At 41.3% G+C, this 15,730-nt stretch carries 16 protein-coding genes; 3 read left to right on the forward strand and 13 right to left on the reverse strand.

All coding sequences use genetic code 11. The features are described from left to right. Positions 1-2 precede the first annotated feature (2 nt). From CVT07_RS09135 to CVT07_RS09170, 8 genes are all read right to left on the reverse strand, one after another. The gene (locus tag CVT07_RS09135; protein WP_002941641.1) at positions 3-902 is read right to left on the reverse strand and encodes a NapH/MauN family ferredoxin-type protein; all 900 of its coding nucleotides are present in this window, start codon (positions 900-902) and stop codon (positions 3-5) included. 2 nt (positions 903-904) lie between these two features. Then, positions 905-1,366 carry a c-type cytochrome gene (locus tag CVT07_RS09140; RefSeq protein WP_107937160.1) on the reverse strand — a complete coding sequence of 154 codons (462 nt, stop codon included), beginning with the start codon at positions 1,364-1,366 and terminating at the stop codon, positions 905-907. After that, on the reverse strand, positions 1,363-1,914 hold the full coding sequence (locus CVT07_RS09145; RefSeq protein WP_103568561.1) for a c-type cytochrome: 552 nt from the start codon (positions 1,912-1,914) through the stop codon (positions 1,363-1,365). Before CVT07_RS09145 ends, CVT07_RS09140 begins: the two co-directional genes overlap by 4 nt. Then, positions 1,911-2,588, reverse strand: a complete 678-nt coding sequence (locus CVT07_RS09150) for a 4Fe-4S dicluster domain-containing protein (RefSeq protein ID WP_107937162.1) — start codon at positions 2,586-2,588, stop codon at positions 1,911-1,913. The genes CVT07_RS09145 and CVT07_RS09150 overlap by 4 nt, the downstream gene beginning before the upstream one ends. Beyond that, a complete protein-coding gene (locus CVT07_RS09155) occupies positions 2,581-3,837 on the reverse strand; it encodes a nitrous oxide reductase family maturation protein NosD (RefSeq protein ID WP_107937164.1) in 1,257 nt (418 codons plus the stop codon). The genes CVT07_RS09150 and CVT07_RS09155 overlap by 8 nt, the downstream gene beginning before the upstream one ends. After that, positions 3,830-4,585 carry a hypothetical protein gene (locus CVT07_RS09160; RefSeq protein WP_021083959.1) on the reverse strand — a complete coding sequence of 252 codons (756 nt, stop codon included), beginning with the start codon at positions 4,583-4,585 and terminating at the stop codon, positions 3,830-3,832. Before CVT07_RS09160 ends, CVT07_RS09155 begins: the two co-directional genes overlap by 8 nt. 81 nt (positions 4,586-4,666) lie before the next feature. After that, positions 4,667-7,255, reverse strand: coding sequence for a Sec-dependent nitrous-oxide reductase (gene nosZ, locus CVT07_RS09165; protein WP_107937166.1), 2,589 nt, complete (start codon positions 7,253-7,255; stop codon positions 4,667-4,669). A gap of 15 nt (positions 7,256-7,270) precedes the next feature. Beyond that, positions 7,271-8,089 carry an ATP-dependent protease gene (locus tag CVT07_RS09170; protein ID WP_107937168.1) on the reverse strand — a complete coding sequence of 273 codons (819 nt, stop codon included), beginning with the start codon at positions 8,087-8,089 and terminating at the stop codon, positions 7,271-7,273. A gap of 418 nt (positions 8,090-8,507) precedes the next feature. Between CVT07_RS09170 and moaC the strand changes: the two genes are divergently transcribed. The 3 genes from moaC to CVT07_RS09185 are packed head-to-tail and all read left to right on the forward strand — an operon-like array spanning position 8,508 to position 10,473. After that, positions 8,508-8,984: a cyclic pyranopterin monophosphate synthase MoaC gene (gene moaC / locus CVT07_RS09175; RefSeq protein WP_180996194.1), complete on the forward strand. Its 477-nt coding sequence runs from the start codon at positions 8,508-8,510 to the stop codon at positions 8,982-8,984. Further along, on the forward strand, positions 8,959-9,225 hold the full coding sequence (locus CVT07_RS09180) for an HP0495 family protein (RefSeq protein ID WP_009295275.1): 267 nt from the start codon (positions 8,959-8,961) through the stop codon (positions 9,223-9,225). Before moaC ends, CVT07_RS09180 begins: the two co-directional genes overlap by 26 nt. A 9-nt stretch (positions 9,226-9,234) precedes the next feature. Then, the gene (locus CVT07_RS09185) at positions 9,235-10,473 is read left to right on the forward strand and encodes a hypothetical protein (protein WP_107937170.1); all 1,239 of its coding nucleotides are present in this window, start codon (positions 9,235-9,237) and stop codon (positions 10,471-10,473) included. A gap of 68 nt (positions 10,474-10,541) precedes the next feature. On the opposite strand, the gene CVT07_RS09190 is transcribed toward CVT07_RS09185, so the two are convergent. From CVT07_RS09190 to CVT07_RS09210, 5 genes are all read right to left on the reverse strand, one after another. Next, the gene (locus tag CVT07_RS09190; RefSeq protein ID WP_002941660.1) at positions 10,542-11,336 is read right to left on the reverse strand and encodes an undecaprenyl-diphosphate phosphatase; all 795 of its coding nucleotides are present in this window, start codon (positions 11,334-11,336) and stop codon (positions 10,542-10,544) included. A 57-nt stretch (positions 11,337-11,393) separates the two neighbouring features. Next, the gene (gene tkt / locus CVT07_RS09195; RefSeq protein WP_107937172.1) at positions 11,394-13,304 is read right to left on the reverse strand and encodes a transketolase; all 1,911 of its coding nucleotides are present in this window, start codon (positions 13,302-13,304) and stop codon (positions 11,394-11,396) included. 108 nt (positions 13,305-13,412) lie between these two features. After that, positions 13,413-14,312: a polyprenyl synthetase family protein gene (locus CVT07_RS09200; protein WP_107937174.1), complete on the reverse strand. Its 900-nt coding sequence runs from the start codon at positions 14,310-14,312 to the stop codon at positions 13,413-13,415. Further along, complete coding sequence (locus CVT07_RS09205) at positions 14,309-15,418, reverse strand: DUF7488 domain-containing protein (RefSeq protein ID WP_107937176.1); 1,110 nt, start codon at positions 15,416-15,418, stop codon at positions 14,309-14,311. The genes CVT07_RS09200 and CVT07_RS09205 overlap by 4 nt, the downstream gene beginning before the upstream one ends. Next, a complete protein-coding gene (locus CVT07_RS09210; RefSeq protein ID WP_002941513.1) occupies positions 15,415-15,729 on the reverse strand; it encodes a YbaB/EbfC family nucleoid-associated protein in 315 nt (104 codons plus the stop codon). The genes CVT07_RS09205 and CVT07_RS09210 overlap by 4 nt, the downstream gene beginning before the upstream one ends. Position 15,730: the final 1 nt, after the last annotated feature.

Raw genomic sequence — 15,730 nt, forward strand, 5'->3', positions numbered from 1 at the left:
CCTTATATGAGTTTCTTAAAGCCGTTGTCAAATTTAAGCGCATCTTGGTGGCAAACGTCGATACACCTGCCACAAAGCGTGCAGTCAGCCCCAGCTATCCTAAAGAGCTTTTTACTATCATCAGTTTTTGCGCCCTTTTTTGTCATAAAAAGCACGTGTGGCACTAGGCAAACATCGGTGCAAACCAAGCAGTGATCGCACTTTTCTTTATCCCAGCTGACCTTTATCGCATTTGGCTTTGCTAGTAGCGAGTAGGTCGCTCCAACAGGGCAGACATACCTACACCATGCCCTACGTGAGAAGAAAATCTCAACCACAAGCATAGCCACAACTAGCCAGATAGCGTGAAAGTAGCCATAGATGATAAATCTTGAAAATATCCCAACGACGTTAAAAATTTCAAAGACTAGGCTTGAGCTAGCAAAGCTAAGAGCCAAAAACAAAATGGTAAAAGCGTATCGCCACTTTGTGTCAAAAACTCGCGGTTTTACTATCTTTTTGGCGCGTAAATTTTCATGAATTTTCTCGGCTATCTCGCTTATGAGTGAATACGGGCAAACCCACGAGCAAAAGCCCCTGCCACCAAAAATGATGTAAAAGGCTAGGATACTAAGCGAGCCGATTAGTAAATTTACATGAATTTCATGCGTTGCCAAAAAGACTTGCAAGCTCATAAATGCGTCTGCTAGGTGAAAGCCAAGTATCCTTGAGGCGCTGATGTCGCCCTCTAAAATTTGCACATCTACCCTGTAAGAGAGCACAAATAAAAGATGAACCAGCACGATAGTAAAAATACGCCAAAAACGTATGCTTGGGCGCTTTTTGCCATCTTTTGTAGTCGTTATTAGCGTGCTTAGAAAGCTTACGTTTCTAACCGTCGCTCGAACGTTATATTTATCCATTTTTACTTTTTAAATTTAGAAATTTCATCAGCAAGGCTGTTTAGATCGCTGTCACTAACGTTTGTAAGCAAGCCCTTCATAAGCGTGTTTTGCACCTTGCCAGCCTTATAATCAGCTAGTTTTTTAAGCAGATCCTCTTTGCTTAGATGAGTGATATCAGGCGCTACGACACCCTTGCCATTTGCGCCGTGACATGGTGCGCAAGAGGTTAGGTATTGCTTGCTAACGCCCTCATTTTGCGTCTTAGCCACGCTTAGGCTTAGCTCTTTTACCTTTTTTAGCTCATCTTCGCTGGCAAATTCTTCGCTAGACTTTGACTGCTCTTTTGAAACATTTTGCTCCACTTTTGGCTGAACGCTAGCTTCTGCTTTCTCCTTTTTAGGCGGAGTTTGGCTTAGCATAAACACCATGATGCCACATATCAGCACCGCTAAAATGATCGTTATGATTTTTCCGATTTTCATTGTTTGCTCCTAAACTGCGCATTAAAATCGCTTATCTCTTTGGCTAAATTTCTAATCTCACTCTCATCCATCTTTTTAACAAGATCACGCATCAGCACATTTACCTTCTCTTTATTTTTATAAGCGTTTATCATCTTATAAATTTCATCCTCGCTCTTTGTTAGAAGAGATGGTCCGATGATGCCATTTGCATAGTCGTCGTGGCAGGCTGAGCACTTTGTGATGAAGTCCTTGCTAAGTCTGCCCTTTATGAGCCTTAAATTTATACTTTGAAGCGGGCTTTTTACCATGGCAAGCGCTCCGATCTGGCGGCTTACGTTGTTATCTTCAAGTCCAAATTTAACGCTTTTTTCGCCGTGCATGTCGTATTTTATAAATTCATTTTGCTTATTTGCACTCTCGTTGTTTTCATTTTTTTCGACCTTTATGCTAGCACTTGTCGCTACTTTTGCACCTTGCTCGCTAGCAGCCTCTTGCGCTTTGTCCTCACTCTTTTCACAGCCGACAAATAGCAACGCAGCAGCTACTAAAGGTATTATTGCTCTCATTTTTTCTCCTTGTAAATTTCATCATAGCTCATCTTTGGGGCAATATTTATGATCTTTGCTGGGCAGACCTCAGCGCAAACGCCACATCCCACGCAGCCATTTTTTATAAGTGGTAAATTTGCCTCGCTCATTGCTATCGCGCTATCGCCAACTGGACAAAGCGTGACGCAAAGATCGCAAATTTGACCGATCTTGCCTTTTATCTTATCTTTTAGCGCCTCTTCTCTGTCATTATAGGCTTTGCGATCAAGCAGATCTTTAACGCCAGCTTCGCTTAAATTTTCTCTTTTTACGCTCAAACAGGCTGCCGTGTCACTTAAAACTGCAACGCCCATTTTGACATCGCCCACGACCTTTGTGGCGTGATCGAGCGCACCGCTAGGACAGGCTAGCACGCATGGGAAAAGGTCGCACAAGTAGCAGCCTCGCTCTTTGGCGTCGATGTGAGCTGAGCCATTTGAGTAGCCATCTTCTATGTCAAGCAAGCTTATACTGTGATAGGGGCAGACTTGCACGCACTGACCGCATTTTACGCAAAGATCATCAAAGTCATCAACAGCACCTGGCGGTCTAAGATAGAGTTTGTCGCCACTACTTTTTGGCAAAAACTTGCCTATGGCGTATCCAGCCACCGCTGCAGCTGAGCCTATTATCATAAAATTTCTTCTATCCACGTTTCGCCTTTAAAGCGTTGAAATTTGAAACATCAAGCGGTTTTATCCTAGGCGAACTATCTTCAAGTAGCTTTATCGGCTCAGAAAATGGAGCGAGTTTAGCTAAGAAATTTAAGACGCTAAAGACGCTTGAGCCATAGAAAAACTGCAAATTTGGATAGTACTGCCAGAGCTGATCGATGTATGAAAGGTGCAAAAATGGCGTGTCACCGTAGCCATCTTTATCTCTATCAAAGCTCTCATACTCATCATAGTAGTTCTTGCTCCACCTATTTAGTAACATCTTTTCGCCTGGAGTGTCGTTTACGACGATGTCCATGTTGCCGATAAAGTCGTTGTTTTCAAAGATACTTGTGCCTTGCGTAGCGTGAAAATAGACGCCAACTACGTTGTGTAAAATTTTATTGCCTATAAAATTTATAGTTGATCCCGGCTGAAACGGCGAGTTATCAAGCAAGATGCCACGCGCGTTATAGACAAGGGTGTTGTTTTCTATCGTGAAATCAGACACGTCCTTTAGTCCGATGCCGATGCCAAAGGCGCCGTCACTATCCATAACTAGGTTATTTTTTATATTTGAACTAGCTGAATACATAAAAAACATACCAACAGCGTTGCCGATAAATTCGTTATTTTCAACTAAATTTTGATTCGCATACATGAAGTGAAGCGAGTATCTGCTGCCAACTGCTTTGTTGCTTAGAAATTTATTGTGGCTTGCGTACCATGCGACCATGTCACGGCTGTCACGGATGTTGTTGTGCTCGATCAAATTTTCATGGCTATACCAAAGTCTCACCGCATCGCCTCTAAAGCCAAGACTAGCGCCCTTTTTTGAGGTGATGTTGTTTTCAGTGATCTTTGAGCTACTGCACTCTTTAAAATCAATCCCAAAAAGCACGTCGCTTATGTCGTTTTTAGAAATTTCAACGTTATTTGCCTTGTCACAGCCTATACCAGCGTCAAGCTCGCCAAGGTCGTTGCCACTGCCACTTATCTTTAAATTTTTAAGTGTCACGTTTGAAGCGATGATCTTTATAACGCTGCCCTTGCCGTCACCTTTTATGTGGGCATTTTTGCCCTCGCCGATAATCGTAAGAGGCTTATTTATCGTTATGTCCCCTTCATAAACGGCATCCCCCAGCTTTATCACATCGCCAGGACTAGCGTTATTTATCGCATCTTGAAGGACGTTTGCAAAGCCAAAAAGTGGCAAAAAAACAAGGACAAATTTAGAGAATTTACGCATTTAGCTCTTTTTTCTTTGAAAATACCGCAAGTATGCAAAGCACGCTCATCACCATCATCACCCAAAAGCCGATAGTTGGGTATGAGTGCGTAGTAAAGTGCGCCACGCTACCATCGCCTAAAACGGTTGGCATAAATGGCTTGATTTTAAAGGCGCCCCACTCTTGCATATTGTGTCCATACCAGTATAGCCAGCCCACAAATGCGCTCATAAATAGCACCGGTGCAATGATGGTTGGCACCATGAGAAGTGAGTTAAATTTACCGTCATAGTATAAAAACGCAAGCATGCAAAGTGTGGCGATAAGTAGATAATAAGGCGCGATCGCTCGCTCTAAATTTCCGCCATGCTCCATAGGATACATGCCAATGTAGTGATTTATCGTATTCATCTCGTGCACGTCGCCACTATATCCATCTACGTGAAAATATACTGGTATGCCATCTGGAAAGGCTGCCTTTGGATAGTTTGGCGCTTCAAGAGATACGTACCAGATAGGAAGAGATGGCGTGCCGATCTCTGCTTTTTGCTCGATCATCTTATGAAGATCACTTGCCACCTCTTTTGGCAAAAGGTGGTTTTTATACTGAAATGAGCTATAAAGATCGTAGATAGTGTAAGCATAAGATGGTAGCTCGTCGCCATTAGCTATACGCTCTTTTGCTCCGTGCCAGCCAAGAACTGGCAGAGTAAAACAAACGCTCATGATGATAAGTGCAACAATGGTATAAATTTTATATTTACTCATAATCTCTCCTTTAAATTTTAAAATTTAGCCTAGCAAAAGTTAAATTTTAAAATTTAAAAGGGGCAAAAATGCCCCTTAAAACTACATGCCTGCGTTTTCGTCTATCCATTTTAGATACTCGATGATATTTTTGATCTCTTCGTCACTCATGTGCTGATTTGGCATTCTAAGTTTAAAGAAATCAATCATCGCTTTAACGTAGTCGTCGTTATAGAATTTAGCAGGGTCTTTTATAAAGTCTGCTACCCATTTTTCGCCATTTTCATGTCTTAGCAAGACGCCAGTTAAGTCTGGACCTGAGCTTACTTGACCGATGACGTGGCAGCCATTACATCCGCCTTTTAGATAAGCTTCTTCGCCTTTTGCAGCAGCTGGGCTCATCGGAGTTGCGATCTCTTTAGCTAGGTTGTTTTTAGCTCTTAGACCAACGTCAGCGGTTTTAACCATGTATTGCCATACTTGGTACTCCCAAAGGATAGCGCCATTTACGTCGCCTTTTTTGTAAGCTTCGTCAGCTTTAGCTTTTACCTCTTTGATGTGGCCGTATTGATCAAGTGCGTCATCAACCAAAGCTTTTACTTTTGGATATTTCTCATAATGTTTCTCTTTTAGGTATTTAACAACCTCTTGGATAACATCATCAGTTGCTTTGTTAGTTGCGATTACTTTGTCATACTCAGCTTTTAGAGCCTCTGGACTTAGAGTTTTTAGCTTGCTATTTTTTGCAGATTCATATTTTTTATTTGGATCTTTAACAAGCAAGTAACCCATCATCTCTAGGTGAAGTGCTGAACAAAACTCGGTGCAGTAGTATGGGAAGACGCCTTCCATATCAGCTACGAAATTTACTGAAGCAGTTTTGCCAGGCTCAAGTGAAGCGTGGATGTTGTAAAGGTCGATGCCAAAGCCGTGAGTCTCATCTTGAGCGCGCTCTAGGTTTGTTAGGTGGATAGTTACGTTATCACCTTTATTTACCTCGATGTGCTCTGGGTTGATGTGGCTTCTGATCATTGTTGCATAGACAGTTACGTTTTTGCCGTTTCTTTCAACTCTTTCTTGACCAGCTAGAGTTACATATGGGCTAGCCTCGCCTGTTCTTGAGTTTGTACCCATGTTGTAAGTAAGCGCTGGAGTTAGCTTGCTAGCAGCTATTGAAACAACGTCGTGTGGCTCACCAAGTGGGATCGGCATATCATAGATTAGCTCCATTTTTGGACCATTGATGTCTATTAGCTGGTGGTTTTGTGGGTGCAAAGGACCAACTGGGCTGAAGCGATCGATTGAAAGTTTATCAAGTGCGATTGCATATTTTCCAACTGGTTTTGCTGATTTGCCTTCCATTGTGTCAAGGTGACCGATGTTGTAGTGAACATTTATTTTATCAAGTACTTTTAAATTTTTGTAGTCCCATTTTACGATTTGACTATCAACGTAAAGTGAAGTATAGAGTATGCCATCTTGTGAGTCAAATGATGTATGCAGTGGTCCAAGGCCAAGTTCTACTTGTCCGTGCATTGTCTTTTCTCTATCTAAGATAGGTATGCCGTATGGGTCAGTGCCAGCGTACTCTTTTTTATCGATTAGCTCTTTGATCTTTTTAAAGTCATAAACTGATGCGTGAGTATCAAGCTTACCACCAACGATAATGTATCTACCATCTGGTGTTACATCACAACCATGTGGGCTCTTTGACTCTGGTATTAAAAATAGTGCCCCAGCTTTTACAGCAGCCTCTATCGTAACTACCTTGTGGCCATTTATAACTTTGTAGTTTTTCTTGTCTTGTGCAAGTTTTTCTAAAATTTGCCAGTTATAAACATGCAAGAAGTCGGTGTCATTTCTACTAGCACCTGCCTCAAATGGAGGAAGACCTTTTTCGATACCACCTGTATACATCTCAGTGTTTATCGAGTTTGTAAAGCCCCAGCCGTAGCTCTCACCCTTACCAGCGTCGCTTAGGTCTTGCCAGTATGGAGGAAGCTCAAGAGAGAAAGATGCTTTCTCGTCGATCTTGCCTTTTGGATAGTCAAATTTCCAAAATGTCACAGCGCCTCTATAAACGGCTTCGTAGTCGTCCATTGAGTGATAGTTATCATCAAGTGGAGCTGCGTACTGGCTAGCTTCGATGACATACTCGCTGTTTGGAGTGATGAAGCTACCGCCATGCTCACTTTTCATGATAGGGTTTACGACCATTTGAGTTGTCTCAAAGTCTTTTAAATTTATAACAGCGATCCTTGGGTTTGCCTTGTCGTTGATAAATAGATAATCACCAACATACTCACCATTTTTCTCAGTGAAATTTGGGTGGTGTGTATCGCCCCAAGTTATCTCTTTGCCCCTGATGTTGCCTTGTTTTAAAACGGCTTTTGACTCATCGTCATAGCCATATCCTTGCCAAGGCTCTGGGGTGAAAACGCCGATGTATTTGTAAATTCTCATCGACGGAACGCCATAAACTAGCACTTGACCACTCTGCCCGCCAGATGAAAAGACGATGAAATCATCTTTTTTACCGCTTGGCTGGTAAGTCTTAGCAGCTGCAAGGACATCTTTTTCGCTTAGCCCGCGCTCTTTCATGACTTTTTCAAGGTCACTACTAGCAGCACAAGCAGCAGTTAAAGATAGCCCAAGCAGTGCAGCACTTGCGACACAAAATAACTTTTGCATTTACTACTCTCCTTTTTAAAATGAATTTATCTCTAAACTCTTTGTCTTATTACCTAGATCCACGCCAACAAGCACGTTTTTATCTATAAAAATTTCTTTTATCTCGCCACTAAAAAGCTCTTTTTTGCCCTTTAGCTTAAAGCTTTTGTCAAATTTATAGATCACTCCGTCCTCGCCAGCTACCAAAACCTCATCTCCCGCGCAAGCAAGAGCTGAAATTTTAGATCTTAAAATTTGCTTTTTAGCTCCACTTTTAAGATCTAAAATTTCTCCGTTTCTAAAGCCTATAAAAATTTCATCATCGCTAAATTTACAGGCACTAATGGGTGCAAAGCCAACGCTTTTTTGCTCTTTTGCGTTAAGCTTGCTATCTAGCAAAAACGCCTTGCCATTAAAGCTTGTAAAAAACACTCCCTCACCAAGCGGCAAAAAGCTAGAAATTTTATAAACATTGTTAAAATTTTTTGATATAAATTTTTTAGAACTCTTGTCAAAAATAGCGATCGTTACAACATTTGCCATATCGCAAGCGACGTAAATTTTCTCTTTTTCTAGCAAGATATTTGAAACCTTACAGCCAACATTTGGCAGAGCAAAGAAAAATTCCTTCTGGCTAGCTACCTTTACGATCTGGTTGTTTAAATTTGCAACGTAAAAAGAGCTCTCATCAAAAGCGCATCTTTGATCTTTGTAAATTTTCTCCTTTAAGCCTAGGCTTTTTGTCTCGCCATCTTTTACAAAGATGATGTTTTGACTATTTTCATCGACAAAACAACCTCTTTCTTCGGCAAAAAGCACTATCAAAGATAAGCTAAGACATAGCAGAAATTTCATTATCTAGGTTGCTTTCATCGTAAATTTAAAATTTGTAAAAACTATACAAGCATAACTCTTAAAAGCAAATTAGCGATTAATTTACTTTTTTAAGCATTTAAAGAAAAATATCAATAATTTTTTTTAAATTTTGCCATTTACAATAAATAGACTTTGGAATTTAATGGATAGAAATATACTTTTGATAAAATTTATTATCTATAAAAGTTCGTATTTTAGGCATCTTATGGATTAAAATTTAAATTATAAATATTTTTTTAAAAAAATTATTTAAATTAGATAATTATATTAAGAAATGAAAAATCGCTCTTGCGTTTTGAGCAAAGCTTAATTTTTAGATTTTTGATATTTTTTTGCTTAAATTTACTGATAACTTAAATTTGCTTAAATAGGCTATAATCTGCCAAAAAAAGGAGAGATAATGCTAACGCATTTAGATGAAAAAGATCGTCCAAAGATGGTCGATGTAAGCCCAAAAGATCCAACTAAAAGAGTAGCAACTGCTAGCGGGATCATCAAAATGAGCAAAGATGCTTTTAAGGCGATCAAAGAAAATACCGGCAAAAAAGGCCCAGTCATCCAAACAGCCGTTGTCGCCGCGATAATGGGCGCTAAAAAGACAAGTGAGCTAATACCTATGTGCCATCCACTAGCCATTTTGGGTGTGGATTGTGACATCGAGGAGCTGCCTGAAATTTGCGCTTTTAAGCTTTACGTGAGTGTCAAGATAGAGGGCAAAACAGGCGTTGAGATGGAGGCTCTAACAGGCGTGAGCGTGGGACTTTTAACTATTTATGATATGGTAAAAGCCATAGATAAGGGCATGCAGATAGATAACATCGTGCTAGAGAGCAAAACAGGAGGCAAAAGTGGCGAATATATGCGATCTAAATAATAAAAAGGCAAAAATCGACTACCCAACACACTGGGAGTATAAAGTGATATTTGACGCTGGCGTAAATGCCGAAGAGAAGGTAAAAGAGATAGTAAAAGATAGAGAATTTAAGCTAGTTTTTTCAAAATTTAGCAAAGATAAAAAATACGCTAGCTACGATCTAGCCGTGCTAGTTTTGAGCGAAGAAGAGAGGCTGGAGATATTTTCAGCGTTAAAACACGAAGCAAAATACGTTTTATAAGGCAAAAATATGGATAAACTTGAGCAAAAATTACGTGATTATAAAGATAGCGAGGGGCTACTAACTAGCATAAAGGCTCTTTGCAACGACTTTTTTAGGGACGTCTCAGACAAAGACGAAAGCGCACTGCCTGATCTTTTGAAACAAAAGATGAACGAGCTTTACGACAAGATGGATAAAGAGAGCCTCATAAATGCTAAAAACTTAAAAAGCGCTATGGAGGGGATAAATCAGGCCCTAGTTAGCGGCGAAGAGAAGGGGCTTTATGAGCTATTTGATAAAAGAGATGAGATAAACAGAGCCATCGAGGCAAAGCGTGAAGAGATAAAAAATAGGCTAAAAATTTCATTTGAAGCGGCTGAAGAGGTCGTAAAAGATAGAGATTTTGGCGAAAAAGAGGAAATTTTAGAGCTTTTAAATAACGCGATTATTAGAGAAACAAGGATGCTTGGCATCTTAAAAGAGAGCGCTCAAATCGCCTTTTTAACAACACTTGAGGGCGCAAAGGATGTCGAAGAGACCGCTGGTGCGATAGCTAAAAATATGACCTACGCTGCGATAAGAGGCGGAGAGTTTAGCAAAGAGCGAATGTTTGAAATTTCAAAAAATATCATCAGTGCAGCTGGAAATTTAGCAAATGAGGGGCATATATTTGCAAAAGAGCTCATAAAAGGTGCGATAAATGGCACAAGAGATGGCATCTTAAGAGCTATTGAGAAGCTAAAAGATGAGGCGAAATTTGCTCCAGATGAGCTAAGGCTAAACTCACAGCTTTTAAATTTAAAAAACGTGGATGAAGAGTTTATAGCGCTTCTTAAAGAGCTTGAAAATGAATTTGACGGCGTGGCTAAAAGCGAGATCGAAAGCGTGATAAATAGCGAACTTGACACAAATCTAGCAAAATTTAAACGCATAAGCGATCAAGCGATGGAGCAGATCAGCTCAAGGCTTGAAGAGCTAAAGTCAAACGGCGTTGCAAAGCTTATGAGTGAGGCAAACAATAAATTTGAAGCTCTAAAACAAGAGCTAAACGACAAGAGCAAAAAGCTAAAGCTAAATTTTGACGCAAACGATAAGCTTGAAGGCCTCAAACAAGATATCGCAGAGTTTGAGAAAAAGGCAAATGATAAGCTTGAAGACATCAAACAAATGGATATAAAATCAGAAGCTAAGAAATTTGGTGACAGAGCATATCAAGCCGCAAAAGACTTCATAAACGTCATAAAAAAAGATAAAAAAGAGGAGTAAATTTGCCAAGCTTTTTGGCAAATTTATCATTTTGGCTAGGTCTTAGCCTAGCCTTTTACAACTTAAATTTATAAAAACAGATAGAGCAAAAACGCACCCAAGATCAAGCGGTAGATGACAAAAGGAAGCATCCTGATCCTTGAGATGATCCCCATAAATAGCTTCACGCAGATATAAGCACTAACTGCACTTATGATGACGCCAAGGGCGATGTCGCTCCAAGGAAGCGCGTTTGGATCTTTTATAAGCTTGATACTCTCAAGTCCGCCAGCTAGGATGATGACAGGTATCGAAAGTAAAAATGAGAAATTTGCACTGCCTTTGTGGCTAAATCCTAAAAAAAGTGCCGCTGTCATCGTTATGCCTGATCTTGAGACGCCAGGGATGAGCGCCACAGCCTGCGCTAAGCCTATGATGAGAGCAAATTTTATGGTCATTTCGTATTCGCTTTTGTTTGTTGAGCGAAGATCAGCAAAGTAAAGTGCGATACCAAAGATGATCGTTGTAACTGCGATCACAACGCCACTTCTTGCGTACTCTTCGATCACGTTGTTAAACAAAAGTCCAAAGATGCCAACTGGGATAGTGGCAAATCCCACGCACCAGACAAGCAAGCTATCGCCCACCATCTTTCTTTGTGCTATCGAGGCAAAAAAGTCGCGAAGTAGCTTAAAAATCGTATCTTTAAAATAAAAAAGTATCGCGCTTAGCGTACCAACATGCACTGCCACGTCAAAAGCAAGCCCTTGATCTGGCCAGCCAAGTAGCTTTGGCACCAAGATGAGATGAGCCGAGCTGGATATCGGCAAAAACTCGCTTATGCCTTGCACCAAGGCCAAAACGATAACATGAGAAATTTCCATAAAATGCCTTTTTGATTTTAGATTGCAGCTGGGGATTTTACTCCCCAAAGTTAAATTTTATATAAGTTCGCTAGCAAAATTTGCAAGCTTTTGCGGAGTAAATCCGAAGTGGTCAAATAGCTCGTTCGCCTTGCCACTGGCGCCAAAGCTGTTCATGCCATAAACCGCGTCAGCAAATTTATACCACTCATAGCCAGTTGCGGCCTCAACTGCGATGATCGTTGTATTTTTATCTAAAATTCTAGCCACATACTCAGCTGGTTGCTCGCAAAGTAGGTCAAAACAAGGCGCTGATACGATATTTGCACCCACACCTTGCTCAGCTAGAAGTGCAGCTGCTTTTACACAGAGTGAGACCTCGCTGCCGCTTGCTATAAATGTGATCTTCGCATCTTTTGCCGAGCTTAAAAGATATGCGCCGTTGCCAACCTCGCCAAATTCGCCTTTTGCAAGTGGATCAAGCCCTTGGCGACTAAGCACAAATGCACTTGGAGCGTTTAAATTTAGAGCCGCTTGCCAGCTAGCTGCGTTTTCGTTGCCGTCAGCTGGGCGGAAAGTGTAGAAATTTGGCATCGCTCTAAATGTGCTAAGCTGCTCGATAGGCTGATGCGTTGGACCATCTTCGCCAACGCCGATACTATCGTGCGTAAAGACAAAAAAGTGCTTGATGCCCATTAGCGCTGCTATCCTTGCACTTGGCTTTAAATAGTCGCTAAAGATGAAAAATGTCGCTGAAAATGGCAAGAAAAGGCCGTATCTGGCGATGCCATTGTTGATCGCTGCCATGGCGTGCTCTCTGATACCGTAGTGGATATTTTTGCCATTTGGGAAGTCACCCATGCCCTTTAGCTCAGTCTTGTTTGAAGGAGCAAGATCTGCGCTACCGCCGATAAAGCCAGGGAGTTTTTTAGCTATCTCATTTAAAATGACGTGGTTTGTATCTCTTGTGGCTAGTTTTTTGTCGCTAAAGTCTGGAAATTCGATCTTGCTAAAGTCTGGATTAAGAAGTGAGTTTAATAAATTTTTGCCTTCAATGCTTAACGCCTCAACCTTTTTGTTCCACATCGCCTCTTCAAGATCGCCCTTTTCAACTGCACCTCTAAATCTTAAAAGCACGTCCTCGTCGATAGCAAATTTCTTCTCAGGGTCAAAGCCAGCTGCGGCCTTTGCCTTTTTAATGATCTCTTCGCCAAGCGGTGCGCCGTGGCTGTGGTGGCTGCCTTCAAGCTCCATTGCGCCGCGTGCTATGTGCGTGTTTGCGATGATGAGATATGGTGACTCTTTCTCGCTTGCTTGTTCAAGTGCAAATTCGATCTGGTTGTAGTCATGTCCGTCGATGCGTGCGACCTCCCAGCCCTGCGCCTCAAACCTCGCCTTGACGTCCTCGCTAAATGCGATCGCTGTGTCGCCCTCGATCGTGATGTTGTTTGAATCATAAATGAGCACAAGGTTGTCTAGTCTTAAATTTCCTGCGATTGAACATGCCTCGTAGCTTATGCCCTCTTCTAAGTCGCCATCGCCACAAAGGCAGTAAATTTTGTGATCGATTATTTTATTATCTGGTTCATTTAGCACGTTTGCAGCGTATTTTTCTGCCATGGCTAGACCAACTGCATTTGCTACGCCTTGACCAAGTGGTCCAGTAGCCATCTCAACGCCTGGAGTGTGAATTTCTGGGTGTCCTGGGGTGTTTGAGCCAAGTTGGCGAAATTTCTTAAGCTCATCTAGGCTTAGATCGTAGCCACTTAGGTGCAAAAAGCTATAAACCAAGCTTGACGCGTGACCACCGCTAAAAACGAGCCTATCTCTGTTTAGCCATTTTGGATTTTTAGGGTTGTGTTTTAAAAAGTTGCTTAAAACCACCATGATATCGGCTAGGCCCATAGGAGCACCTGGGTGTCCGCTGTTAGCGTTTTGCACCATATCAGCGCACAAAAATCTTATAGTATCGGCTTGTTTTTTTAGCATATGATCTCCTTTTTATTGCGTCAGATTATACAAAAAAGTGATTAAAACTTGCCTTGCGTTTTTGCCCAAAATGTCTAAAAAGTGATATAAATTTACGAAATTTACGCACTATCTTAGATGCTTGTCTGTAAGCTCTAAGATCATTTTTGCGATATTTGCATCTACCTGTTTTAGCGCCTCTTCTATCTCGCAAATAAGCTCATCTTTTTTCTTTTTTGCGCCAGATAGACCAAGTAAATTTGTAAATGAGTTTTTAGCTAAGTCGTTATGCACGGGCTTTCCAGCGGCCACTTCGTCGCTTGTAAGATCGATGATATCATCTTGTATCTGAAAAGCAAGCCCAAGCTTTAGGCCGATATCATAAATTTTCTCGCACTCTTTTTCGTCTAAATTTACTATCACAGCGCCCATTTTTAGGCTTGCAGCGATGAGCTTTGCGGTTTTGTGGATGTGCAAAAAGACTAGCTCATCAAGGCTTAGCATCTTGCCAGAGAGACCAAATTTAGCCTTTGCTCTTTTGATGTCCTCTTTGTTTGTATTTTCAAAAAAACAATCCAGCGCCTGACCTAGCACCATGCCGCTAACGCCAGCATTCTCGCTTAAAATTTCCACGCACTTTATACGAGTGTCAGCTGGCAACTCAGCGCGTGAAATTTCATAAAAAGCATGCGTATTTAGCGCATCTCCTGCAAGTATCGCAGTCGTTTCGTCGTATGTCACATGAAGCGTTGGTGTGCCGCGCCTAAGGCTTGCGTTATCCATTGATGGCAAGTCATCATGGATAAGCGAGTATGTATGCATCATTTCAAGCCCTAAAGCCACTCTCATGGCCTTTTGCGTGAGGCTTTTATCCACACTTTCCACCACACCAAGAAGCAATAGTGCCCTAAAGTGCTTGCCTCCAGCCTTTAGCATAACGCCAAGCGCCTCCTCGTAGCAAGGATGAAAGCTAGGCACCTTTGGTAAATTTTCGTTTAAAAATTTTACAAAGTCCTCAAGTAGGCTCATTTTGGCACTCTTGCAAAAAACTGAAAGTCGTTTCTAGTAAATAAAAGCACGAAATTTTGCAGGTCGCCGATCTTTTCTAAAAGCTCCTCGCGGTTGCTCACGCTCTCTTTGTTGTAGCCTAAAATTTTATCGCCGATCTTGATACCAAAAATCTCAGCATTTGACTTTGGCTCGACCTTTGTAACTATCAAATTTTTATCAACCGTAATGCCATAATCAACCAAAACCTTATCGTCAAACATCGTTTGCGCTTCTTTTGGCATGATGTTAAAGTTAGGCATATCAAGACTTGATGGTGCATTCACTTCTAAGCTTTGATTAAATTTCACATCTCCGCTTACTGGCACCTGAAAAAGCAGCTGCTCTCTATCACGCTTTACGATGATATCTAGTTTTGCGCCCTTTGGAGCAAAAAGCACCATCTCATTTAGCTCTCTTAGACTCTTTGGTTTTATGCCATTTATACTAACAAGCTCATCATCTACCATCATCATCTTGCCGCGGCCTAGTGGATCAACAAGACCCACAAAAAATTTATCCTCTTTTTGCAAGAATTTCACGCCGATATCGCCGTAATATACGTCATCGTAAGATACAAAGTGCTTTAAATAGCGATTTGGTATAAATTTATCAGCTCCAACAGCTATGCCTATCATCTTGCAACAAGGTGTGTTTATCTCGCCAGTCGCGTTATACTCGAAGCTTAATGTGTCAAAGTCGCCTAAATTTTGCCCTAAAGACTTGATGTGACCCATGACGGTGTTATTTGCGTCGTTTAAAATGCCAACCCAAGTGCTCTTTTTTATGCGCTCCTCATTGGTCTCATCAGCCATCACAACAGGGCTTAGCTCCTTGCTAGAGCGCACTAAAAAAAGCTGCAAATATGGGTCAAATTTGACATATTCGCCAAGTGGAGCTCCTTCGCTTTTTGGCACTGCGATCAAATTTTTAGTGATAGCCACGCCAAAGTGTTTATTTACCGAGACGATTGAGTTTTTATTCTTTTCAAAGCAGGCGTTAAAGTCCTCTTGCGTAGGTCTAGGATCAGCGTTTAGGCAAAGCGCTGATAGCAAAAATGCAAGGGCAAATTTATAATTTAGTCTCATTTTATCCCCATCGAAGCAAGGCCGCCAAGCATCCTTGAAGCGGTGTTTTTCTTATCGGCCTCAACTGATTTTAGCACGTCATTTACGGCGCTTATTAGCAAAATTTGCATGCTCTCTTTATCTTCAAGCAAGCTATCATCTATGCTGATATCAAGTATCTCGCCGCTACCGTTTGCTCTCACGCTCACTAGTCCGCCACCGCTTTTTGCGCCAAATTCTTTATTTTTGCTCTCTTCTTCCATCTGCTTGGCCTGCTTTTGCACATCCTCAAGCATCTGCCCCATCTTTGAAAAGTCAAATCCCTCAAACATC

It is taken from the genome of Campylobacter concisus (genome assembly GCF_003048875.2).
Lineage (GTDB): Bacteria > Campylobacterota > Campylobacteria > Campylobacterales > Campylobacteraceae > Campylobacter_A > Campylobacter_A concisus_AU.

Coding starts and splice junctions, on each gene's coding strand:
- CVT07_RS09170 (WP_107937168.1), bottom strand. CDS start 8,089: ATGAAATTTCTGCTATGTCTTAGCTTATCTTTGATAGTGCTTTTTGCC.
- tkt (WP_107937172.1), bottom strand. CDS start 13,304: ATGCTAAAAAAACAAGCCGATACTATAAGATTTTTGTGCGCTGATATG.
- CVT07_RS09210 (WP_002941513.1), bottom strand. CDS start 15,729: ATGTTTGAGGGATTTGACTTTTCAAAGATGGGGCAGATGCTTGAGGAT.
- nosZ (WP_107937166.1), bottom strand. CDS start 7,255: ATGCAAAAGTTATTTTGTGTCGCAAGTGCTGCACTGCTTGGGCTATCT.
- CVT07_RS09155 (WP_107937164.1), bottom strand. CDS start 3,837: ATGCGTAAATTCTCTAAATTTGTCCTTGTTTTTTTGCCACTTTTTGGC.
- CVT07_RS09185 (WP_107937170.1), top strand. CDS start 9,235: ATGGATAAACTTGAGCAAAAATTACGTGATTATAAAGATAGCGAGGGG.
- CVT07_RS09145 (WP_103568561.1), bottom strand. CDS start 1,914: ATGAGAGCAATAATACCTTTAGTAGCTGCTGCGTTGCTATTTGTCGGC.
- CVT07_RS09135 (WP_002941641.1), bottom strand. CDS start 902: ATGGATAAATATAACGTTCGAGCGACGGTTAGAAACGTAAGCTTTCTA.
- CVT07_RS09140 (WP_107937160.1), bottom strand. CDS start 1,366: ATGAAAATCGGAAAAATCATAACGATCATTTTAGCGGTGCTGATATGT.
- CVT07_RS09190 (WP_002941660.1), bottom strand. CDS start 11,336: ATGGAAATTTCTCATGTTATCGTTTTGGCCTTGGTGCAAGGCATAAGC.
- CVT07_RS09205 (WP_107937176.1), bottom strand. CDS start 15,418: ATGAGACTAAATTATAAATTTGCCCTTGCATTTTTGCTATCAGCGCTT.
- CVT07_RS09160 (WP_021083959.1), bottom strand. CDS start 4,585: ATGAGTAAATATAAAATTTATACCATTGTTGCACTTATCATCATGAGC.
- CVT07_RS09200 (WP_107937174.1), bottom strand. CDS start 14,312: ATGAGCCTACTTGAGGACTTTGTAAAATTTTTAAACGAAAATTTACCA.